Source organism: Paenibacillus sp. F4, assembly GCF_002894905.1.
Taxonomy (GTDB): domain Bacteria; phylum Bacillota; class Bacilli; order Paenibacillales; family Paenibacillaceae; genus Paenibacillus; species Paenibacillus polymyxa_B.
In genome coordinates this window covers 70,907-96,414 of the sequence record NZ_POVS01000016.1, presented here as the reverse complement: position 1 = coordinate 96,414, position 25,508 = coordinate 70,907, and the positions used below count along the sequence as shown (strand labels likewise).

Annotated in this window: 2 protein-coding genes; one reads left to right on the top strand and one right to left on the bottom strand. The window is 49.3% G+C overall.

The window, feature by feature from the left end; genetic code table 11:
* Positions 1–586 precede the first annotated feature (586 nt).
* Positions 587–1,621: an alpha/beta hydrolase gene (locus C1T21_RS18645; protein ID WP_103049299.1), complete on the top strand. Its 1,035-nt coding sequence runs from the start codon at positions 587–589 to the stop codon at positions 1,619–1,621.
* A 109-nt stretch (positions 1,622–1,730) separates the two neighbouring features.
* Here C1T21_RS18645 and C1T21_RS18640 read toward each other — a convergent pair whose 3' ends face one another.
* Positions 1,731–25,457 carry a non-ribosomal peptide synthetase gene (locus C1T21_RS18640; protein WP_103049298.1) on the bottom strand — a complete coding sequence of 7,909 codons (23,727 nt, stop codon included), beginning with the start codon at positions 25,455–25,457 and terminating at the stop codon, positions 1,731–1,733.
* Between the last annotated feature and the right edge of the window lie 51 nt (positions 25,458–25,508).

Genomic DNA, 25,508 nt, shown 5'->3' with positions numbered 1-25,508 from the left:
TAGAAAGAGCGATAAGCTCATGTTGAAACTGACGAGATAAAAATATCTCTTGTTTGATTTTGCAAGCAAAATCATTTTACTCACTCGTTGTTCAGTTTTCAAAGATCAAACATTCTTTTTGTTGATTCGGCTTTTCGCCTCACCAACTCTTATATCATATCATTTCCGAACCAACTTTGCAAGCATTTTTTAGAATCTTTTTTTGTAACACTCGCTCGTAATATTGTATTTCTTGGCCGGAATTAGAGTATACCATTCTGTATATTTAAATGCAACCCTTTTTAATGAATTGTTTTTTACTATCTTTATTGTTGTAATTTTACCCTGTGTACTCTGTACTTTTGCCAAATGGACTTAGTTATCCGCATCCAAGAACGACGTGATATCCATTCAATGATCTCGAATACGTGTGTTGCTCATTACAAATTAAGTGCATATTCTGTTTTTTTCTTTAATATTGATGATTTGACAAAGAAAGGATGGGTAAAAAGATAAGGAGCTAGCCACAGACCATACGGTAGCAGCTTTTGCTTCACGCAACTTTAGGTAATGATTAATTATAGCTGTATAGAGGAGTAGGTTTCTAATGAAGCAACGAAGGCGAACATGGACGAGAATTGTGTTTCTTATCATCTCTTGCTTACTACTTTTCGTGATCTCTGGATTTGTATATGAGTGGATTGCATCCAAAAAGGATAAATCACAATACCCGCCTCCGGGGGAATTAGTTGATGCCGGGGGCTATCGACTTCATATTCGTAAACTCGGTAACGGCTCTCCGACAATATTGCTTGAATCAGGGAGCGGGGAAAGTAGCCTGTCCTGGAGAGATATTCCCGAAAAGCTGTCATCATTCGCCACTGTTGTATCCTATGACCGGGCAGGCTATGCCTGGAGCGAGGAGGCTGCTACTCCACGAACCGGGGAAAACATCGTTCGAGAGCTTCATGTCGCCTTAAAAAACGCAGGCATCCAAGCTCCTTATATTCTGGTAGGCCATTCCCTCGGAGGGATGTACTCAAGACTGTACGCGCAGACATACAAAGACGAAGTGGCAGGATTGGTTCTGGTGGATGCCAGGCCTGAAAATGACGCCCGCCGGACAAATGAGATTTATGCCAAGGAACGGCCTAAGGTCAATCCCTCCCCGTTAATATCCATTCTCCTAGAAAAGTCAGGGGCTTTTCGCCTGTTCCCCAATTTTATGCTGACGGGTCGGGTCGAATATCAAGATAGAAAATCTTTTGTGAATATTGTCGCTTCTTCTAAATACTTTCGGTCTGTTGCAGAGGAGGGTGACCTAGCGAGCACTACCGAAGATGCCATACGGGGACAGCATCTGGGTAATCTCCCTGTACGTGTAATTGCTCGGGGCATTCAACAAGATTTGACTCAGTTCGGTATTAGTAAACGCGGAAATGATCAGATTGAACAAAGCTGGCAAATCGGACAGCGCGAGATGCTTAACATCTCTACAAACAGCAAATTAATTGTTGCCAAGAAAAGCGAGCATATGATCATCCATGATCAACCGGAGCTTGTCATCCAAGTTATCCGTGAACTCATCACCGACACCAGTCACTTTCAGTCAACCACGTCTAAAGCATACACAGATGATTAGGGACTTTATATGTTAAGGACAGCCTAAAAAACAAAAGACGCCCGAGTTCCTTCTATATGAAGGAATCCGGGCGTCTTTGCTGCCTAACACTTATTATGCTTGATTGAGCTTAGGACAAAATGGGCTTGTTTTTAGATGAGGCCTCTGTGACCTTGCCAAGTATCTGTCTCAGTACTTTAGCATTTTCCCCGATAAAACCGGAATCAAGCAACACATCATGCGTTCCGATGACTTCGTATTCTTTGTATTGACCAAGTGTCGCCTGTTGCCATAACAATTTATCTAATGATGTATCTGGACCAATACTATCATCCTCTGCAATCAGAGCATGGATATTCGCATGAACTTCACCTGAGTTAATAAGCTCATCGCGGTAGACGGAGTAAACCAACATTTTGTCCATGACTCGCTCCCTGTCCACTGGATCGGCGAGGAATGCTTTGTACTGGTCCCTAATGCTGTCCAGTACCATCTCGACAATCTCTTCAAGCTCCTCCGGTGTCGATTCATCCTTGGACATCTTTCTCATAGCATCTACCATAATAAGGTCGCTAACATGGTGACCTCGGCTTTCCATGGCTTTAGCTACCTCGAAGGCGAGATTTCCTCCAAGTGAGTATCCCAGGAATATATACGGGCCCTCTGCTTGAATATCCACGATGGCATCGATGTATCGATCCAGCATATCTTGGCCCTGGAAACGATCGCCGATAAATTCCATCCCGTACACCTCGCAAAGCCCTTCCAGCTCCTTGGCCATCTCATAGTACCCCAGAGAGTGGCCTACCCGTGGAGGGAAGCAAAACACTTTGAGTGTTCCTTTCCCTGGGAAGCGGATAATTTCCATTTCCTCTTCATTAGCAGCAGTTGTTGCCTGCAACTTGGAGATTTCATGCGCCATTTCTTCCACAGTCGGCAGATTAAACACGACTTGGAGTGGGAGCTGGACGCCCATACCGGACGAAATCCTTTGGATCAAGCCCAATACTTTCAGGGAATGGCCCCCAAGTTCGAAGAAATGATCCCTGATCCCGATTTCCTGTACACCGAGCACCTCGGACCAAATCTGAGCGAGCTCTACTTCTGTCTGCGTACGCGGCGCGATATACTCCGCTGTGCTCCGCAGAAGTGTTTCCGGTGCCGGTAGCGCTTTGCGATCCAATTTGCCATTCGGATTCAGTGGCATTTGTGCCAACTGTACGAAAGCAGTCGGAATCATATAGCTTGGCAGCTCGCTGGCCAGTGCTTCGCGTAGCACGCCCGCTGCAAGCCCCTCTTCGGCCACAAAGTATGCACAAAGTTGAGTACTTCCGGTGGAGTCAGCCAGTGCTAGAACAACCGCTTCCTGCACCGATGGCACCTTCAGAATTTGTGCCTCCACTTCTCCTAGCTCAATGCGGTAACCGCGGATTTTCACCTGGTGATCGATCCGCCCCAAATACTCAATATTCCCGTCTGGCAGCCATCGGGCCAAATCGCCCGTTCGGTAAATTCGTGCTCCCGGTTTATACGGGTGAGGAATGAACTTCTCTGCCGTCAGTTCCGGCTGGTTGAAATACCCCCGCGCTACCCCTTCGCCCGCAATGCAGAGTTCTCCCGGTACCCCCACAGGTGATACCTGAGAAGCGCTGTCCATCATCCATACTTGGACGTTAGCGTACGGTTTGCCGATCGGCACATGCGTTAGAGCGGCAGTCTCAAGGCTCGTTGTATACCGAGTCGCATATACGGCTGCTTCCGTAGGACCGTAGATGTTTTCCAGTACTGCGTAAGGAGATACTTTATAATACTCTTCCACAAGTTTGGCAGGCAGCGTCTCGCCGCAGGCAAACAGGTATTTCAGAGTAAGGAATCCTTGGGTGCCGCTTTCTTTCAAGTATTGAACGAGCACACTGAGCATCGACGGCACCAAATTGAGATGCGTGATACGGTTCGTATCCACGGCCTCTAGCAGTGCCATCGGGTCTTTGTCCACGCCTTGTGGCAGGATCACGAGAGTCCCCTGTCCAAAGAACCAGCAGAACAGCTCCGGCACGGAGAAGTCAAAGGTGAATGTCGTTTTGAGCAGGAAACGGTCGCCTGCCAACATCGGATATTCAGCTTCCAACTGACTCAGCGTATGGACGGCAGAGCGATGTTCAATCATTACACCTTTCGGCTTGCCGGTTGAACCTGACGTGTAAATGATATACGCCAGATGCTCCGGCCCCGCAGTTGGCTCCAGATTCGAGCTATCCGCATGATACGTCTGCGGATCATCAAGTGCCAGGATCGTGCCAGTGAACGGAAAACGATCTTTGAGATGGTTCTTCGTCAGCAGAAGCTTCGCTCCCGAATCCTCCAGCATGTGGCGAATACGATCTTCCGGGAACTCCGGATCAATCGGTACATAGGCCCCGCCAGCTTTTAGAATGGCATGAATACCAATGATCATCTCAAGCGAGCGCTCGACCATGATGCCGACTGGTTGGTCCGGTCTGACCCCTTGGGCACGCAGCGTACGTGCAAGGCGGTTCGCCTGCTGATGAAGTTCTCCATAGGTAAGCTCCGTTTCACCGTAAATAAGTGCTGTACGATCCGGTGTGAGCGCTGCTTTTTCCTCAAATATACCGTGAAGAGTCTGCTCACGCGGATAAGGAGCTGCTGTATCGCCCCACACCTCTATAATCTGCGATTTCTCTTCTGGCGTGATCAGCTCCAGCTCATCAATACGGATAGCAGGTTGAACAGCAACGCTTGTCAGAATTCTCGTCAAGTGTCCTTGAATTCGTTCCACGCTCTCCCGATCATAGACGCGGGCATTGTAACGGTACAAGAACTCCAGATTACGACCCGGCAGCACAATGAGGTTAAAATCATAATTCGTCTGTTCAAACATCTGAACATCCGTAATTTTGTATTCAGCCTCTTCACTGGCAATTTTCTCTTCCAGATGCTCTTCTACCGGGTAATTTTCGAACACCATAATATGAGAAATCAAATCTTGCTTTTGTTCGCTCTGTGCTTGAATCTCATAGAGCGGATAGGAATCATAAGCATGTCCTGCCAAATATAATTCCTGCTGTCTTTTCATCACATGGGAGAACGTATCGCTTCCCTTGGCCTGAACCCGAACCGGAACTGTATTAATGAAGAGACCGATCATGCTTTCGATACCCGGAATCTCGGCAGGTCTTCCCGATACTACACTTCCGAAGACGATATCCTGGCTTCTATTGTAGCGTTGCAACACGATTCCCCAGGCTGCTTGCATCAGCGTATTCATCGTCACCTGATGCTGTTTGGCCACCTGTTCCAGGCGATCGGTCAGTTCCGCATCCAACGTGCATACCAGCTTCTCCGACACGTAGGCTTCTGCTTTTGCTGATGGCTGTGTGATGGCCTGTGGCAGCTTCGTCTGCTGCTCGTAGCCTTCCAGGTACCCTCTCCAATAAGAGGATGCCTCTTCCTCGCCTTGCTTCTCCAGCCATTGAATATACTGGCTGTACGATACAGCTGCAGGAAGCTCAGGCTCCCTTTGCTCACGCAGAACCCCATACGTCTCAAACACTTCCTGGAGCACAAGCGGCATACACCAGCCATCCAAAATGATGTGATGAGAGCTCCACAGCAGATGGTAAGCCTCTTCTGCTGTACGTAGAATAGCAACACGCAGCAATGCTTCTTCAGCAAGATTAAAGCCTCTTGCTTTGTCCTGAGCAGTATAAGCTGCAAGACGCGCTTGAATTTCATCGGCTTCCAGCTCGTGCAGATCCTCGTATACGAAGTCACACGCTCTTTCTTTGAACACAATCTGAATAGGGAAATCGCCCCACCCGGCATGGAAATTCGTTCTCAATATGGCATGCCGTTTCATCAGATATTTTAAGCTACGTTTGAAATCCTCAGGATAGAATGCTCCCTGAATTTCAAATTTGGCCTGCTCAAAGTAGACTTCCGAATGAGGCTCCAGCAAGCTGTGGAACAACATTCCTTTTTGCATCGGCGTCAGTTTATACATATTTTCAATACTGCCGATATGCCGTGTCTGCTCTTCTATCTCCTCGATTTTTTCCAAGCTGATATCTTTGAGGAGTACATCGCTTGGTGTAAGTTCTGTTCTTTCCTTACTTACGCAATGTCCAATGACTTCGCTGAGACGGTTCTTCAGAATGCCAACAAACTTAGTCACGGACTCCCCGTCGAGCTGATGACGGTTATAGCTGACCGAAAGTTGAAGCTGTCCTTCGGCAATCAGTCCATTAATGTTCAATGCCTGATGCTGCACCATCTGCTCACTGACCTCAGGTCCTACTGAATAAGACGATACTTCCATCATCCCTCCTGCAAGATCCTGGTCGAACTGTCCCAAGTAGTTGAAGGTAATCTCAGGTTCAGCCGAGAAGGAGGAGACATCGGAACCGTCACTTAAATATTTCAAAATACCATATCCGACGCCTTTGTTCGGGATACGACGCAAGCCTTCCTTGACATGCTTGATTCTGGCGCCGATCTCCAATTCCCCTCCCATCTCAAGGGCGACAGGGTATTGACTTGTAAACCAGCCTATTGTGCGAGTAATATCCAGTTCCGGCACAACAGGCTCCCGTCCATGTCCCTCCAGAAGGATGCCTACACGTTCGATTCCCGTCCACTCGTGAACAGCCATACCCAGAGCCGTCAGGAGCAGATCGTTGACCTCCGTATTGTAAGTGCGGTTCGCTTCTTTCAGGAACTGCTCCGTCTCTTCTGGTGACCATCTCACCGTGACAGCCTCACTGTCTTTGATGAGAAGAGCGCCGTCTACCTTGTCTTTGGGAAGAGGGACAAAGCCATCTCCCTCTACCTCTGCCCAATAGCTGCGTTCTTGTTCAGCCGCCAGACTGTTCGCAAATTGTGTGATTCCCTCAACCCATGCACGGTACGAATCCGTCTTCTGTGGAAGCTTGACCGCTTCTCCACGTGCTGCCTGCTCGTAGCCTTCCTGCAGGTCCTCAAAGAGGATACGCCAGGATACGCCATCCACAGCCAGATGATGAATAACGATCAACAGATGTTCGCCGTCCGCACAGCGGAACAGACCCAGTCTAAAGAGAGGTCCATCCTCCAGAGAGATGCTGCGCTGAATGGCTTCCGCACCCGCTTCTATTGCTGAAGCCGGGTCTGTCTCATCCCGCAGGTCGTGAATTTGGAGGCTATAGAGTTCACCCTCACCTACGCTCCGGTTCCAGGCCTCCAATCCCTGCTCTCCTTGGCGGAACACCAGTCGTAAAGCATCATGATGCTCTGCAATTTTCCGAACAACCTCGGCGAGTGCATCGGTATTGAAGCCATCCCGTCGATACAACATAACCGACTGATTAAAGTGATGCAGATCCATCGACTGTTCATCGAAGAATCTGTGCTGAGCAGGTCCCAGTCTTACCGCTCCGTGTACCTCGCTTTGGTCCGCAATTCGGCTGACCACACTAACACGCTGTGCCAGCTCTGCAATTGTCGGATAACCGAACAAATCCTTCATTTCAAGCTTATAGCCTGCTTGGAGAAGCCTTGAAGATACTTGAATGGATTTGATCGAGTCACCTCCAAGCTCAAAGAAGTTATCATGGATGCCGACAAGCGGCACGCCGAGTACACCCTGCCAGATTGAAGCCAAAATGTTCTCCACATCCGTGCGCGGAGCGGTAAAGTCTGCTCCCGCCTTTATGCCCGAGTTCGGTTCAGGCAGTGCCTTGCGATCCACCTTACCATTCGGTGTCAGAGGCATCACGTCCAGTTGGACAAAGTAAGACGGAATCATATATGCAGGCAGTCCGGCAGACAGTTCGTTTCTCAGCTCGCTGACAGACATTTCGCGATCAGCTACGAAGTAAGCACACAGCGATTTCTGCCCATGAGCATCTGCCCACGCAACAACGAGAGCTTCCTCGACAAGTGGAATGTCCAGCAGCTTGGCCTCAATCTCACCAAGCTCAATACGATAGCCCCGTATTTTAACTTGATGGTCAATGCGTCCAATGTACTCAATGTCTCCATTAGGAAGGCGACGAGCCAAATCCCCAGTGCGATACATATTTCCTTCCGAAGCGAACGGATTTCTAATGAATTTATCTGCGGTAAGCTCAGGACGGTTCAGATATCCACGGGCTACCCCGTCCCCGGCGATGTACATTTCGCCCTCCACACCTAACGGTACGAGACGAAGCTGTTCATCCAGGATATGAATGTATATATTGTCCGCTGGCAGTCCAATCGGTACAGATTCACGTGTATCCTTCGCAGGATCGTACAGGTGAATCATGCAGCCGACAACCGTTTCGGTTGGACCATATTCATTGTAGATTTTGATGTTGCCGCCAAAGAGATCTGTAATGGTTTTCGACAAATGCGTGGTCAAATTCTCTCCACCCACAATAAGCTGCTGAATGCGACTTTCCGCCGGAATGGCCATATCTTTAATCAGACTGAGATGAGTCGGCGTTAGCTTGAGAATGTCCACCGCATTTTCGCGCAAAATATGCTGTACAACCTCCGCTTTATCTATACCATCATAAATTCGTACTATTCCTCCGTTTATTAACGGAGTAAAGATTGATGTCATCGTCAAGTCAAACGAAATGGATGAATACAGCGGGAAGTCCGTTGGTTGCCCTGCACAATAGACCTTATTGGCCCACCAGATGTAGTTCACGATTCCTTTGTGGTTAATCATGGTTCCCTTCGGATTTCCGGTTGTACCCGAGGTATAGATTAAATACACCAGATCGTTTCCTCCAACAGGAATATTGGGATTATCCACCTCGGTTCCGTAGATGTGCGGGGAATCCAATTCCATAACCGTTCCCTCAAAAGAGGCCAACTCCGTCAGGTGGCTCTGTGTGAGCAGAATTTCAGCGCCAGAATCCTTCAGAATATACTGAATCCGCTCCTGCGGATATTCAGGATCAATAGGTACATAGGCTCCACCCGCTTTGAGTACACCCATGATGGCGACAAGCAGCTCTACAGACCGATCTGCCAACAGACCTACCACTTGTTCACTCCGTAGTCCTTGGTCTATCAAGGTGGAAGCTAGTCTGTTCGCCTGCTCGTTCAGCTCCCGATACGTGATCTGAGTGTCCCCATTTACAGCCGCAATCTTATCCGGCGTACGGACAACCTGTTCTTCAAACAAGGTATGCAGACCCTGATCACTTGGATAGGTATGGGCCTTGCCACCCCAGTCAAGCAGGTTCATCCGTTCCTCAGATGTTACAATCTCCAGTTCCTGTATCGTCGCCTGCGGACGAGCAGCCACCTGATCGAGCATCTGCAACAAGTGTCCTCCGATACGTGCAATGCTTTCTTGCTCGTAAACCGAAGCATTATAGCGAATGCAGACCTTGATGTCTTCGCCTGGAATCACAACCAGGTTAAAGTCATAATTGGTTTGTTCAAACATGGTGAAGTTGGCAACTTCGAGATTGTCCTCCGTTTGATTACCCGATTGCTCCACCTGCTCGTCGAGCGGGTAATTTTCAAAGATCATAATATGAGAAATCAAGTCCTGCTTTTGGGTTGTTTTCCCCTGAATCTCATACAGTGGATAGGTATCGTAGGCACGACCAGCCAAAGACTGTGCCTGTGTACGTTTCATCACCTCGACAAAGGCTTCGTCTTTGGATGACTGTACACGGATAGGTACTGTATTGATGAACAGACCCACCATATTTTCGATCCCTGCAATCTCAGCGGGTCTACCCGACACAACGCCGCCGAAAACGACATCCGAGCTGGCATTATAACGTTGAAGAATCAGTCCCCAAGCTGTCTGCATGAGTGTGTTGACGGTCACGTGATTGCGCTTCGCGACAACATCCATTTTACCTGTCAAAGATGCACCCAGATGGAGAACATGCTCTTTTAGAACATAGCCCGCTTCTTTTGCTTGAGATTTCGTTTTACCTTCCGGCAATACAGTATTCCCGTCATAATCTTCAAGATATTGGCTCCAATACGTTGAAGCTTCTTGATCATCCTGTGCATCAAGCCACTCGATATAACGGCTATAGGGCTGAGCTGGCGGCAGGACAGGCTGTAATTTCTGTTTCTTGGCAGAATAATAATCGAACAGCTCCTGTGTAATGATCGGGATACACCAGCCATCCATGACAATATGGTGGAAGCTCCACAATACAAGACAGCTTTGATCCTTCTGCAAGACGGTCACTCGCATCAGCGGATCTTCTGACAAGCTGAACCCCTTAACCATATCTTCAGCAATATAAGCCTTGATTCGGGCTTCTTGTTCCTGCATAGATGCGTCGCGCAAATCTACGTAGTGCAGAGGGATTAACCGTTGCTTAAAGACAACTTGCAGCGGTACATCAGCAATGTTGTTGTAAAATCCGGTACGTAGTATGGCATGTCGTTGCACCAAAGCCTGGAAGCTCTCGAAGAAGATATCTACATCGAAGCTACCACGCAACTCAAACGTTGCCTGTTCGAAGTATGAAGAGGAGTCCGGCTCCAGCAGGCTGTGAAACAGCATTCCCTTCTGCATTGGCGTCAGCTTATACACATCCTCAATCTCTCCGATGTGAGCCGTCTGCGCCGTGAGTCGATCAAGCTGCTCCAATGTTAATCCTTGGAACAGAACATCACTTGGTGTAAGCTGTGAACGCTCCTGAGCCACACAATGCCGGATGACCTCACTAAGGCTTGACTGTAATAATTCAGCAAAATGACTCACCGTCTCGTTACGATACTGCCTGCTGCTGTACGTAATCGTCAGTGATAGCTGTCCTTCAGCAATCATGCCATTCACATCCAGAGCATATTGCTGTGGTGTGAGATCGCTGAGCGCCTTACCCACTGAATGCGTGGATAGGCTAAGGGCATTACCCTCCAAATCCTGATCAAACTGCCCAAGATAATTGAAGGAAATCTCCGGCTCCACGCCGAATCCGACACTTTTCTCCGGTGCCATATACTTCAGAAGACCGTAGCCGATTCCTTTGTGCGGAACCTCTCGCAAATTCTCCTTGATGCGCTTGATTCGCGCAGATACTTCCTGTCTGCCTTGCAGGTTCAGCAGAACTGGATACTGGGTTGTGAACCAACCCACGGTACGGGTAATATCCAGGTCTGGTACGATCATTTCCCGTCCATGCCCTTCAAGATTGACCAAAATCTGCTCCATGCCTGTCCAGCGCTGAATGGCTGCCCCCAGAGCAGTCAAGAGCAAGTCATTCGTCTCCGTATGATACGCCCGGTTCGCTTGTCGCAACAGCAGGTCTGTTTCCTGCGCAGACCACGTTACCGTAACCGATTCAGTATCCCGAATGGTGCCCGGCTTCTGATCCTCATCCTTCGGCAGTGGGGCCAAAATCGCCTCCTCGATCAGCTGCCAGTATGCACGCTCCTTGTCCAGAGCAGGCCCTGCTGCATACTTCGTCGCTTGCTCAGACCATACAAGATACGAATCGGTCTTTTGTGGAAGGATGATTGCTTGTCCATTCAATGCCTGCTCGTACCCCGCTGCAATGTCCTCAAACAGGATGCGCCAGGATACGCCGTCAACCAAGAGGTGATGAATGACAATCAACAAATGATCGCCATCGTCACAATGGAACAGGCCTAGCTTGAAAAGTGGGCCCCCTTCCAAGTCAAAGCTTGCCTGAATGGCATCGGCTTGGGCCTGAACCGCAGCTGTCTGGTCTTTCGCCTGCCGCACATCGGCAATGTCCAATGTGTAGAGCTCGCCTTCGTCCGTTCCCCGGTTCCAAGCTGCATACCCAGCTTCTGTAGGTCGGAAAACCATGCGCAGCGCGTCATGATGGATCGCAATTTGGTCCATTGTCAACCGGAGTGCAGCCTCATCAAAGCCGTCTTTCCGATAGAGCATGACGGCATGATTATAATGGTGCGGCTCCGCTGTATGGCGTTCAAAGAACCAACGCTGAATTGGCATTAACTCTGCTGCACCTTTAATTTCGCCCTGTTCCGCTGTACGTCCGGCTGCCTGAAGATACGGGCTTAGCTCGGCAATTGTCGGATATTTGAAGAGATCCTTCATCTCTAATTTATATCCGGCTTGGAACAATCTCGAGGACACTTGGATCGCCTTGATGGAATCACCACCCAGATCAAAGAAATGATCATGGATGCCGACCTGCTGCGCTCCCAGCACACCTTGCCATACGGAAGCCAAAGCTTCCTCAGCCTTCGTCCTTGGCGGTTCATAAACCGCTCCAGTCTGCACATTGGTCTCCGGAGCCGGAAGCGCTTTGCGATCCAGCTTGCCATTTGGCGTCAAAGGCATCTGTTCCAATTGCATAAAGTAAGATGGAATCATATAAGTCGGCAGTTCGGCAGCCAAGGCTTTTCTCAACTCGCCTACCGTCAGCATCTGATCGGCAGTGAAATAGCCGACAAGCACTTTTTGTCCACTTCCATCCTCCCGGGCGAGCACAACGGCCTCCCTTACAGACGGAGCATGGAGCAGCTTCGCTTCCACTTCGCCCAGCTCGATACGGTAACCACGGATTTTTACCTGATGGTCAATCCGTCCCAAATACTCCATGCTGCCATCCGGCAACCAGCGTGCCAAGTCACCCGAGCGGTACATGCGCTCGCCCGCTTCAAACGGATGAGCGACAAACTTCTCTTCCGTCAATTCCGGTCGGTTCAGATAACCTCGCGCCAGACCTACGCCCGCCACATAGAGTTCACCCGGAATACCAATCGGCTGTGGACGGCGTTGTTCATCCAAAATGTACGCTCGCAGCGTCGGAATCGTGGTGCCGATATTGCTGCGGCCCTGTTCAATTTCCAACTCTGTAATTTCCTTGTAGGTTACATGTACGGTCGTTTCGGTAATGCCGTACATGTTAATGAGTTGCACTTGCGGATACTTCGTTCTCCAGTCCTTGAGCAGGGCCGGGGTTAATGCCTCTCCACCGAAGATAATCATACGGAGGCTCAGTTCTGCCGCCTGATGACCAAGCTCTTCCTGTAGCAACTGATAGAAGTACGTCGGTGTCTGGTTCAAAACGGTGACCTTCTGATCCTTAAGCAATTGCAAGAAACGATCTGGACTCTTCGCGGTAAGCGATGGAACGATGACCAACCGTCCTCCGTTCAGCAATGCTCCGTACATTTCCCATACAGAGAAGTCAAAACAGAATGAATGGAACAGTGTCCACGTATCCTGAGGACCAAAGTCAAACATATTTTTATCATTAAAGAGCAAGCGAACTACATTTTTATGCTCAATCAGCGTACCCTTTGGCTTGCCTGTCGTACCCGATGTGTAGATGACGTAGGCAAGATGCTCCGGTCCGGCTGCAGGCTGCAGGTTTGAGACATCCTCCTTGTAGGAAGCCGTTTTGTCCAGACTTACGATATCCCCGGCGAAGGAGACACGTTGCTCCAGATGCGCTTGTGTCAGCAGTAGCTTGGCACCCGAATCCTCAAGCATAAAGCGAATGCGGTCCTCTGGATATTCAGGGTCTACAGGGACATAGGCCCCGCCTGCCTTCAAGATGGCTAAAATTCCGACCACCATTTCAAGGGAACGATCCGCCATAATTCCAGCCAAACCGTCTGGTTGCAAACCACGTTCTCTCAGCGTTCGGGCAAGTCCATTGGCCCGCTCGTTCAGCTCGCTGTAGGACAGGGCTGCATCTTCACATACGACTGCCACTGCATTCGGAGTACGTGCGGCCTGCTCCTCGAACAGCGCATGGATCGTCTTGTCACGAGGATAATCTGCCTTGGCTTCGTCCGGCGCTTTCATCAGCCTTGATTTTTCCTGAGGTGTCACGATATCAAGGGATGACAACGGCAGTGCCGGATTGGCTATGGCTTCCCGAATAAGCTGTACAAAGTGGCCTGCCATCCGCTCAGCAGTCTCTTGCTTGTAGATCGCAGTCGCATACTCAAGCGTGCAGTTCAATGCCCCGTCTGCTTCACTCACGGTCAGCGTAAGATCGAACTTGGCAGCCGGATGTACATTATCGTAAGGAGTGAAGCGCAATCCTTCTATTTCTTGTTCTCCCTGCTCGATATTTTGCAGGACAAACATAGTATCAAATAGCGGGTTACGGCTCAAATCACGCTGAAGCTCCAGCTTTTCTACCAGCTCCTCGAACGGGTAATCCTGGTTTTCATAGGCCCGCAGCGCTGTTTCCTTCACTTCCTGCAGATAAGCCTCGAAAGGCTTCTCTCCTTCTGGATAAGTACGAAGTGCCACTGTGCCGACGAACATACCGATGAGGCCTTCGAGTGTCGCATGGGATCTTCCTGCCACAGGTGAACCGACGATGACATCTTCCTGACCTGTGTACTTGTGCAAGAGCGCTGTATAGGCTGCCAGCAGTACCATGAACAGAGTGGAACCCGTTCGGGTAGCCAGCTCCTGAAGTGAAGCACTCAGAGAAGAATCAATTTGGAAGTCGATTCGATCGCCCGCAAAGCTTCGCACCGCAGGACGAACTTCATCTCCTGGCAAATCCAGCACTGGCAAGCTTCCACGGAAAGCATCCAGCCAGTAAGCTTCCTGGGCCTTAAGACGCTCGCTTCCGAGCTGCTCTTGCTGCCATACAGCATAGTCTGTGTACTGGATCTGTAGCTCAGGAAATACGTCCTCCTCTTGGTAGAAGCGGAGAAACTCTTCTATGAGAATATTCATAGAAACCCCATCTGAGACAATATGGTGCATGTCAAACAATAGTAAATGGCGCTCATGTGCAATTCGAATAAGGCTGACCCGCAGCAATGGAGCTACACCTAAATCAAAAGGACGGACAAACTGCTGAAGGGTAGCTCCTGCCTCTTTCTCGCTCAACTCCGCATATTCCACAGTAAACGGAACATCCGTCAGGAGCTGCTGTACAGGTTCACCGTTCACAGTCACAAAACGAGTACGCAACGAACCATGACGATGAATCAGACGACGGAATGCCTGCTCTAGCCGTTCCCGATCCAAAGCTCCCTCAACGGTAAGGATACCCGGCATATTGTAGCTCAGCTCTCCACCTTCCAGCTGACTTAGAATAAACAGTCGTTTTTGGGCCGAGGACAATGGATAATGCTCTCTCGCTCCCGCTGTAGGAATTTCTTCGAAATTCAGCGGTGTATAGCCCTCAATGGCACGAGCCAATCCTTCAATAGTAGGAGACTCGAACACTGCTCTCAGACTAATCTCGCGATTCATTTCCTTGCGAATTCGTGAGACTAGCAGGGCTGCACGCAGTGAATGACCTCCAAAATGGAAGAAATTATCCTTCACTCCCGCGCTCTCTATACCCAGCACCTCTTGCCAGATTTCGGCTAATTGGATTTCCACAGGTGTCCTTGGAGCCTCAGATGAAGCCGCTGCCCATCCACGCTCGCCCTGCAGCGCTTTTCGATCGATTTTTCCGTTCGACGTCAGAGGCATGTCCTCCAGTTGTATGAAGCGGGAAGGGATCATATATCCAGGTAACATCTCCGACAGAACAGCCCGAAGTTCGGATACCTCAAGTTTCTGAGCGGCTTCGAAGTAAGCGACTAGATCTTTGTAGCCGTCTTCGCCCTCTACAGCCATGGCTACGACTTCCTGAACGGACGGCACTCTGAGCATTTGTGCTTCTACCTCGCCCAGCTCGATACGGTAACCACGGATTTTAACTTGGTGATCTATTCGACCTAAGTACTCGATGGTTCCATTCGGTAACCAGCGAACCAGGTCACCCGTCCGATACATACGCTCTCCTGGAGCAAATGGATTGTCCACGAACTTCTCATCCATTAACTCAGGCCGATTATGATACCCCCGTGCTAACCCGATACTCGAAATGCATAGCTCTCCAGCTACACCGACAGGTTGCAATCTAAAATGGTCATCCAAGATGTACACACTATGGTTAGCAATAGGTCGTCCAATAGATACAATATCCGTTGCTTCCTCACTGTCCGGGACAGACCAGATGGTGGTGCATACGGAGTCCTCCGTTGGGCCATAGCCATTAGAGTAACGTACATGCTTCCTCCACTCTTCGATCAACTCGACCGATGCGGCCGATCCAGCGGTTAGCAGGCACCGCAGTGTTGGCAAACGCTCTGGATCAAGGTGGATAGCGTAAGCAGGTGGCAAAGTCGCTACCGTAATCTCCTTATCGTTCATGAACTGCTCGAACAGGGCATGATCTAAAATATCTTGTGTAGAAGGGATGCACAGAACAGCCCCGTGGCTCAGCGCCGTTAAAATTTCCGAAATCGATGCATCAAACGACAGGCTTGCAAACTGAACGATCCGATCCTGCGGTGTAACTTCGAAGTGTGTCCCGTATACGTCCGAAAGGTTTGGTAATCCCCGATGCTCCACTAATACGCCCTTAGGCTGACCCGTCGTACCTGAAGTGTAGATCACGTAAGCCAGATCATCCGGTCCAGCAGTAGCCTCCAAATTCGAGGTATCGGCATCATAGGTCGATGATTCATCCAGCAGCAAAACATTTTCCGTCCATCCGAGATGCTCCAAGAGATGGGCCTGTGTAAGGATTAGCTTCGCCCCGGAATCTTCAAGCATGTAACTGATTCGTTCTTTCGGATACTCTGGGTCGATTGGAACATAGGCACCCCCGGCTTTCATAATGCCGTAGATCCCAACGATCATTTCGAGCGACCGTTCAGCAATCAGTCCCACCAGGTCTCCCGTCTTGATTCCCTGAGTACGGAGCCCTCTCGCCAGTCCATTGGCTTTTGCATTGAGCTCGGCATAGGTCAGACTCTCGTCCTTGAACCAAATGGCAGTCGCGTCCGGCGTTCGTCCCGCCTGTTCCTCCAACAGCCCGTGGAACGTGTTACAGTGCTCGTAAATGCCTTTTGTATTTCCCCATACGTTCAGAATCTGTTCTCTCTCCTGCGGCGTGACTAATTCTAGTGCATCCACGGAAATGGCAGGGTTCTCTACAATTTGTTCCATGAGGTGAACCAGATGGCCCTTGATTTGCTCAATTGTCACTGGGTCATAAACAAGTGCATTGTACTGGAACAGCAATCTCATTTCTTCGCCAGGGAGGACAATTAAATTAAAATCATAATTCGTTTGCTCAAGAAGCTCCGCTTCCTCAATCTCAAAGGCAGCCTCGCCACCACCCAGACGCTCTACCTCCTCCTCCACAGGATAGTTCTCAAACACCATAATGTGGGAGATTAGATCCTGCTTCTGATCCGTCTGAGCCTGAATCTCAAACAACGGGTAGGTGTCATACATATGAGAAGCCATGTATTGTTCCTGCTGCTGCTTCATCAGAACGGTGAAGGGGAGATTCTCCTCTGTCTTCACACGAACGGGAATCGTATTGATGAACAAACCGATCATCCGATCAATGCCCGGAATTTCTGCGGGTCTGCCTGATACTACACTTCCGTACACGACATCTCGGCTACCGTTATAGCGTTGAAGCGCAATGCCCCAGAGGGACTGCAGCAATATATTCATCGTGACATGAGCATCCCTGGCCACCTTTTCAAGGCACCCAGTCAATTCCCTGCTGAGAGGATAATTCAGCTTTTCTGCTATATAGCCTTCTCCCTTATTTGCTCCACCGACTTGAGGTAAAAGTGTCTGCTGCTCGTAACCGGCCAGATATCGGCTCCAATAGTTGGACGCAATTGCTTCATCCTGCTGTTCGAGCCATTCGATATATCGACTGTACGGATGAACCTCTGCCAACTGCGGCTCTCTTCCTTCCAGGAGGGCAAAATAGTGTTCAAATACCTCCTGCGTAATTAACGGAACACACCACCCATCCATGACGATGTGGTGAAAGCTCCATAAGAGACGGAAGCTCTCTTCATCTGTTTGTAAAATGGATACACGGAGAAGCTCGTCTTCAGCCAGGTTGAAGCCCAGTGCTTTGTCCTTAGCACCAAATGTCTTCAGGTAAGCTTCGCGCTGCGATGCATTCATCTCCCGCAGGTCTTCGTACACCAATTTAGCGCCTCTGTGCCGAAATACAACCTGCAGGGGCTCGCTGCCCCATCCGCTGTAAAAGTTCGTACGCAGGATGGCATGACGCTCCACCACTGCATCCAGACTGTGTCCGAAGGCGGCCGGATCAAAGCTACCCTTAAAGTCAAAGGCAGCCTGCTCAAAATAAGCACCTGTATGCGGCTCAAACATATCATGGAACAGCATGCCCTTCTGCATCGGTGTCAGACTATATACATTCTCAATATCGCCTATGTGGCTGGTCTGCTTAGAAAGCTCCTCCAGATCGGCAATGCTTAGACCCTTCGCAAGCACGTCGCTTGGTGTCAATACGGTTTTTTCTTGGGTTACGCAATGCTGGAGAAGTTCTCGCAGGCTTTCTTCAATATATCCAGCGAGCTGTTCCATCGTAGATGACTTATACTGTTTTCCGTTATAAGTAATCGTCAGAGTCAGGGCTCCGTCCGTCACCATACCATTGATATCTAGCGTATAGGCCGGTTCCTCCAACAAGCTTTGGGCGCTTCCAGTCGGATAAGGAGAAATCTGCAACGAGCTCCCTTGCAAATCCTGATCAAATTGCCCCAAATAGTTAAAAGAAATCTCAGGCTGCAAGCTGAAGCTGTCTTCATCCAACTGACTTGCCATCGTTTTAAGCAACCCGTAGCCAATACCTTTGTTCGGAATTCGGCGCAGCCCTTCTTTCACAGACTTGATCAAGGAGGCCACTTCCGGGTTATCCCCCAAGTCTAAAATCACCGGATATTGACTTGTAAACCAGCCTACGGTTCGGGTGATGTCGATATTCGGTATAATCGGCTCACGACCGTGTCCTTCCAGATTCACAGCAACCTTTCCGATGCCAGACCATTTGGATACCGCCATGCCCAGAGCAGTCAATAGCAGATCATTCGTCTCTGTTTGATAAGCACGATGGGCTTTTCTCAACAATTGGTCGGTTTCTTCTAGAGTCCATTGTGCTGTTACTACTTTGCTATCCTGTAAAAGAAGGCTTTCCACAGTCTCATCCTTCGGCAACTGTTCGAAAGGCTGATCCTCCAGCTCTCTCCAATACGCCCGATGAGTCTCCATTTCAGGACCTTCCGAATAACGAGCAAGGGCTTCTCCCCAGTCACGGAAGGAATCCGTCTTCTGCGGGAATATCAGCGCTTGTCCTTGAATCACCTGCTCATAGCCTGCTGCAATATCCTCGAACAAAATCCGCCAGGATACTCCGTCCACCACCAAATGGTGGATCACGATCAGAAGGTGGTCTCCATCCTGACAATGGAAAAGTCCTAACTTCAGCAGCGGACCTTCTGCCAGATTGATACTGCGCTGAATGTCATCCGACAGCGATGTAATGGCTGCAGCCGGATCGGATTCATGCCGTAAATCAGCGGTGAACAGGCTATACAGCTCTCCTTCTTCAAGATCACGATTCCAAGCTTCGTAGCCATGCTCTGTCTGACGGAAAACCATGCGAAGGGCGTCATGATGCTCAGCGAGTTTTCTTAGCACCTGATGCAAGGCCCTTTCTTCAAATCCCTGTTCACGATACAGCATAACCGCTTGATTGAAGTGATGAGGTTCTGCCTGCTTCCGTCCAAAGAACCACTGTTGGACTGGAGTCAAGCGAGTCGTTCCACGCACAACTCCCTGTTCAGCCATATGCACAGCCGTTTGTATTTCCGCGCCTAGCTCGGCAATGGTTGGCGATTTGAACAGCTGCTTCATCTCTAACCGATAGCCGGCCTGCAGTAACCGTGACGACACCTGAATAGCTTTTATGGAGTCTCCGCCCAATTCAAAGAAATTGTCATGGATACCCACCTGTTCGGCACCCAGTACCCCTTGCCAGACAGATGCCAAAGCTTCTTCAGCCGGTGTACGAGGAGCTGTATACTTCCGTCCTGTATGCGCGCCTACTTGAGGAGCTGGCAGAGACCTGCGGTCCACTTTTCCGTTTGACGTTAATGGCATACGGTCCATCTGGATAAAGTAGGATGGAATCATATAGCCCGGAAGTACCTGCGATAGGGAAAGACGTACTTCGCCTGCCGTGAGCGTACGATCCGCCACATAATAAGCGCAAAGCTGCTTCTCGCCAAGCTCATCCGCGCGAACGACCACTACGGCGTCGCTTACCGACTCCACCTTGGCCAGTTGGGCCTCGATTTCAGGGAGTTCGATGCGGTAACCACGTATTTTGACCTGCTCATCAATTCTTCCTTTAAACTCCAAATTACCATCTGGAAGCCAGCGTACCAAATCCCCAGTTCGGTAGCAGGGTTCTCCGTCCTTCACAGGACTAGGGACAAATTTCTCTGCTGTGAGATCAGGACGATTGAGATATCCGCGCGCTACACCTTCACCGCCGACAATGAGTTCACCCCAAGCACCAATAGGCTGTAATTGCAGCGATCCATTGACCACATAAGCGGTCGAATTACTAATTGGACGACCAATCGGCACGCCCCCTTCGGCACGACCTGGAATCTCGTAGGTGGTGGAGAAGGTCGTATTCTCTGTCGGACCATAGCAATTGATAGGGACAAGATCAGGATTAGCCTCGATTACACGATTCATATGAGATAGGGACAGTACGTCACCACCGACTAACAATGCTTTTAGCCCTCTGAACAGGTACTCATCCTGCAGGGAAAGCTGATTGAAAAGCGGTGAAGTAAGCCACAATGTTGTAATCCCGTACTTGGCAATAGCCGCTTTGAGCCTATCAGCAATCAGAATGTCGTCATTCTCTACAAAATAGAGCTGCCCACCGTTAAGCAACGCTCCCCATATTTCGAATGTAGAAGCATCAAAGGCCACGGCTCCTGTCTGCAAAATTCGTGTGGATTCATTCAGCTCCACATAGTTGGTCTCTTTGACCAGACGGACCACGTTCCGGTGTTCAACCATAACGCCCTTCGGTCTACCCGTCGTACCCGATGTATAGATGACATAAGCAAGCCCCCGCGATCCCTGAGCCGTCTCCGGCTGGGCAGGCTCAGCAGCATAAGCCTCTTCACTGCTAAGATCGACAATCGGTATACCGTAGTCTACACTTATAAGCTCGCCCTTTTGCACCAATAATAGCTTGGCGTCGGAATCATCAAGCATATAACGAACCCGATCTTCCGGGTAATCAGGATCGATCGGCACATAGGCTCCACCCGCTTGAAGCACCGCGAGCATACCAATGACCATCTCGATGCTTCGTCCGCCCATCACGGCCACAGGCTGCTCCCTCAACGTTCCCAAACGACGCAGTGTTTGGGCCAGTCGGCTCGCCTTGTCTTGCAATTCAAGATACGTTAGCTGGACATCGCCGAATACAAGCGCCGTCTGCTCTGGTGTACGCTTGACTTGTTCTGCGAACAGCTCATGAATGGTCTTGTCCCTTGGATAAGGAGCCGATGTCGCGTTAAATACTTCAACGATCTGTACTTTCTCCTCCGGTGTGATCATTTCAATCTCGGCCAGTTGCAACTGAGGATTGGCCGAGACTGCATGCAGAACCCGCAGCAAGTGCGTTGCAAGTCGCTCTACACTTTCACGCCGATATAAAGCCGTACTATACTCGAGGCCAAAGGCTAATTTTGAACCCTTCTCCTCTACATTGAGAGACAGGTCAAATTTGGCTGTGACGGTGTCCATCAAGTAAGGAGTAAAGTGCACTCCGTCCATTTCCTGCTCTTCCTGCTCGGTATTTTGTAATACCAATAAGGTGTCAAAGAGCGGATTGCGGCTGACATCACGTCCTACGCCCAGCTTTTCGACCAATTTTTCAAAAGGGTAATCCTGATGCTCAAACGCCTTGAGCGCCGTTTCCTTGATTTCCAGAAGATAATCCTGAAAGGTTTTATCTCCTGCCGGGTAGCTGCGCAAGGCCAGTGTGTTGACAAACATCCCGATGATGCCCTCAAGCTCAGCCTGCGGTCTTCCGGCTACTGGAGAACCTACGACGATGTCCTCCTGTCCTGTATATTTGTGCAGTAGTACCGAATAAGCGGCCAGCAATACCATATACAGTGTAGTACCTGTACGGGATGCAAGCTCTTGTATCGCCTTATTTCCAGACTCATCCAATGTAAAATCAATTCGGCTACCCTCGAAGCTCCGAACTGAAGGTCGTTGGAAGTCTGTAGGCAAATCCAATACCGGCAACTCTCCTTCAAAGGATTGCAACCAATATTTCTCAAGATCTTGCCATTGGTTCTCTGACTGTTCCCGTTGCCATACGGCATAATCCTTGTACTGGATGTGCAGCTCTGGTAGCTGTTCTCCTTGATACAAATGAGTAAGTTCCTCTATCAATATTTGAATAGAAACCCCATCTGAAATGATGTGATGCATATCAAACAGCAACAGATGACGCTCCTCCTGGAGCTTCACCAAGCTAACACGCAGTAATGGAGCCTGGCTCAGATCAAAGGCACGAATAAAGTTGTGAATGAGCGTATCCGTCTCCTCCACCAAAGCCTCTGTGTAGTTCAACGCAAACGGCACATTCCTATGCACACGCTGAACAAGCTCTCCATCCTGCATATAAAAGCCGGTTCTCAGGGATTCATGACGCTGGATCAGTGCCTGGAACGCAGACTCCAGCCGCGTGCGATCCAACGGTCCATCCACTGTGAAGACCCCTGGCATATTGTAGCTGAGCTCTCCCCCGTCCATCTGTCTCAGCACGTATAACCGCTTTTGCGCCGAGGACACTGGGTAAGCTTCGCTTTCCGTTGCCTGTGGGATGGATTCGTACATGGTCGGAATGTGTTTTTTCACAAGTTGCGCCAAGGATTCGACCGTAGGTGACTGAAACACCTCACGCAGCGAAATGCTACATCCCAATTCTTTGTGAATCCGTGAAACGAGCACTGTTGCCCGCAAAGAGTGACCACCAATTTCAAAGAAATTATCTCTGACACCGACACGAGCAACGCCCAAGATATCTTGCCAGATGAGTACCATCTGAGCTTCCACAGCAGTTCTCGGAGCCAAATAAGCCTCACCGGATTGTACGCTGCTTTCAGGAGCCGGCAACGCACGGCGATCCAGTTTGCCATTTGGTGTAAGCGGCATTTGCTCCATCCGGACAAAATAAGAAGGAATCATGTAAGCGGGGAGTTCCGCCGCCAGCTGAGACCGCAATTCCCCCGGTGAAAGATCACTGGAGGCTACATAGTAGGCGCACAGCAATTTTTGGCCCTGTTCGTCTTCCCGTGCGAGGACAATCGTTTCCCGTACGTTCGGAGCCTTGAGAATTTGGGCTTCTACCTCGCCAAGCTCAATTCGGTAGCCGCGAATTTTGACCTGATGGTCGATCCGCCCCAAATATTCAATATTGCCATCAGGCAACCAACGAGCAAGATCCCCAGTTCGGTACAGCCGCTCTCCCGCCCGATACGGATGCTCAACGAATTTCTCAGACGTCAAATCCGGCCGATTCAAATACCCACGGGCAAGACCGTCCCCCGCAATGTATAGCTCTCCCGGAACCCCAACAGGCTGTAGCCGTCTTTGCTCATCGAGAATATAAGCACTAAGTGTGGGGATCGTTCTGCCAATATTGCTTTTCCCCGCTTCAATCTCATGTTCCGTGATTTCCTTATAGGTGACATGAACCGTTGTTTCCGTAATTCCGTACATATTAATCAGCTGTACATCAGGATACTTGACCCGCCAGTTTCTCAGAAGAGATGGACTTAAGGCCTCTCCACCAAAAATGATTTTTCTAAGGCCAAGCTCTGTCGAAGAGTGCGTTAACTCTTCCTGTAGCACCTGATAAAAATACGTCGGCGTCTGATTTAAGATGGTGACTTGGTTGTCTTTCAACAACTCCAGGAAAGCTGCTGGGCTCTTGGCTGTGAGAGATGGAACAATCACCAATTTCCCTCCGTAAAGAAGCGCTCCGTACATCTCCCAAACAGAGAAATCGAAGCAGAACGAATGGAACAGCGTCCACGTATCCTGAGAGCTGAAATCAAATAGATTTTTATCGTTAAAGAGCAGTCGAACTACATTTTTGTGTTCAATCAGCGTGCCCTTCGGCTTGCCGGTCGTACCCGACGTGTAGATAACATAGGCTAGATGGCTTGGTCCCGAAATACTCTCCAGATTGGAAGCATCTCCTGTATACATTGTAGCTTCGTCCAGACTCACAAGCTTTCCGTCAAAAGTGGTGCTCTCCCATAGATGACTTTGGGTGAGCAACAGACGAACACCTGAATCCTCCAGCATATAATGGATACGTTCTTCCGGATAATCGGGGTCAATCGGTACATAGGCACCACCTGCTTTCAAAATGGCCAACATCCCGATGACCATCTCCAAGGAACGGTCAGCCATAATCCCTACGAGCGTATCTGCTCCTACTCCCTCGGAGCGCAAATATCTCGCAAGCTGGTTAGCCTGCTCGTTTAGAGCTAGGTATGTAATGCTCTGCTCTTCCATCTGAACGGCTACGTGATCTGGCGTGCGCTCGGCTTGTTCTTCGAATAAGCCATGGATGGTCTTCTCACGTGGATAATCGACTGCAGCACCTTCCGAAAGAGCCAAAATGGATTGCTCTTCTGGTTCACCCAATAAGTTTACCTCTGCAATAGAAAGCTGAGGTGAATGAATGATCTGCTCGGCGATCGTAAGCAACTGGGAAACCATGTCCTTAACTTCACTGCGTTCAAACAGCTCTGTCCGATAATCGACATCCAGTACCAGTTCGCCTTCATCCAGGATCTCTACGATATGAAGCACGAAATCGTTCACTTCGTCCCCGCAGAAATCATAATCTGTCAAAATACGCACATCATCCAAATCAACCCAATTGATAAGACGATATTCCATTGAAACGCCAAAAAGCCGCTGAATATCCTTGTTCCCATGCATTTCTCTAAGATCCTGAATTAACTGATTGTATGGATATTTCTGATGCCGCAGGACTGACATCTGATCTCTGGCTACATCCTGCAGGAAGCTCAATACATCTATATCCTTTTTGACGTATGTTCTGGCAGCAGCGGTGCTGACGAACATACCTATCTTTTGCTTCTCTTTTTTGTTCCCCCGGTTAGCGAACGAAGTGCCAATCACCACATCCGGCTGATTCGTCATTTTGTGTATGTAGATATACATCGCACCCATGAAGAACTGGAACAAAGAAATCCTATTCTGTTGGCAAAATGCTTGCAGCTCGTGATATAGCACTTCTGGTACGGTAAAATGCTCCCGAACGGCGTGGGTGCTTAAAGATAACGGATTATATGACTTCCAACCCGTAAGCTCAGGCAAATCAGAAAATTTATCCAGCCAGTATGCCTTATCCTTTTGGTATCTGTCAGAAAGTTCGTATGCATTCTCATCTGCAATATATTGAATATACGAGCAATCGTCGCCCAGCTTCGGTTCATTTCCTTGAATTAACTCCATGTAAAATGCTGTTAGCTGATTGCCATAGACCACCATTGATATTCCGTCAGAAATAATATGGTGCATCTTGATATTAATCCAATACTCTTCCTCGCTAATCTTCACAATTAAAAACTGGAAGAGCTCAGAATCCAGCAGGGGCAAGGGTTTCCTTTTGTGTTGCTCAAGTAAGGCTTCCACCTCAGATACACTTTCATAGTGGCTAAGATCGAGGCACTCCAACTGTCTCTCTTCATAAGGAACGACGTACTGCTGAGGCACTCCATCCACTGAGGTAATACGGATGCGGAATGCATCATACTGTTTGATAATCAAATTAATGGACTGCATAAAGGCAGCAATATTGATATGCCCCTTCATCTTAGCTGTACCGGAAAGCTGTGACACTGACGTATCTGGGTAGAGTAATTCGGTATACCATATACGCTTCTGCGCATTTGTTAAATCATATAACTGCATGTCATTCATCTCATTCACTCCTATTCCATGATGTGAATATCCTCCCGCTGCACCTGGCAG

Excerpts from the sequence above, each read along its gene's own strand:
- C1T21_RS18645 (WP_103049299.1), top strand. The coding sequence starts at position 587 with ATGAAGCAACGAAGGCGAACATGGACGAGAATTGTGTTTCTTATCATC.
- C1T21_RS18640 (WP_103049298.1), bottom strand. The coding sequence starts at position 25,457 with ATGAATGACATGCAGTTATATGATTTAACAAATGCGCAGAAGCGTATA.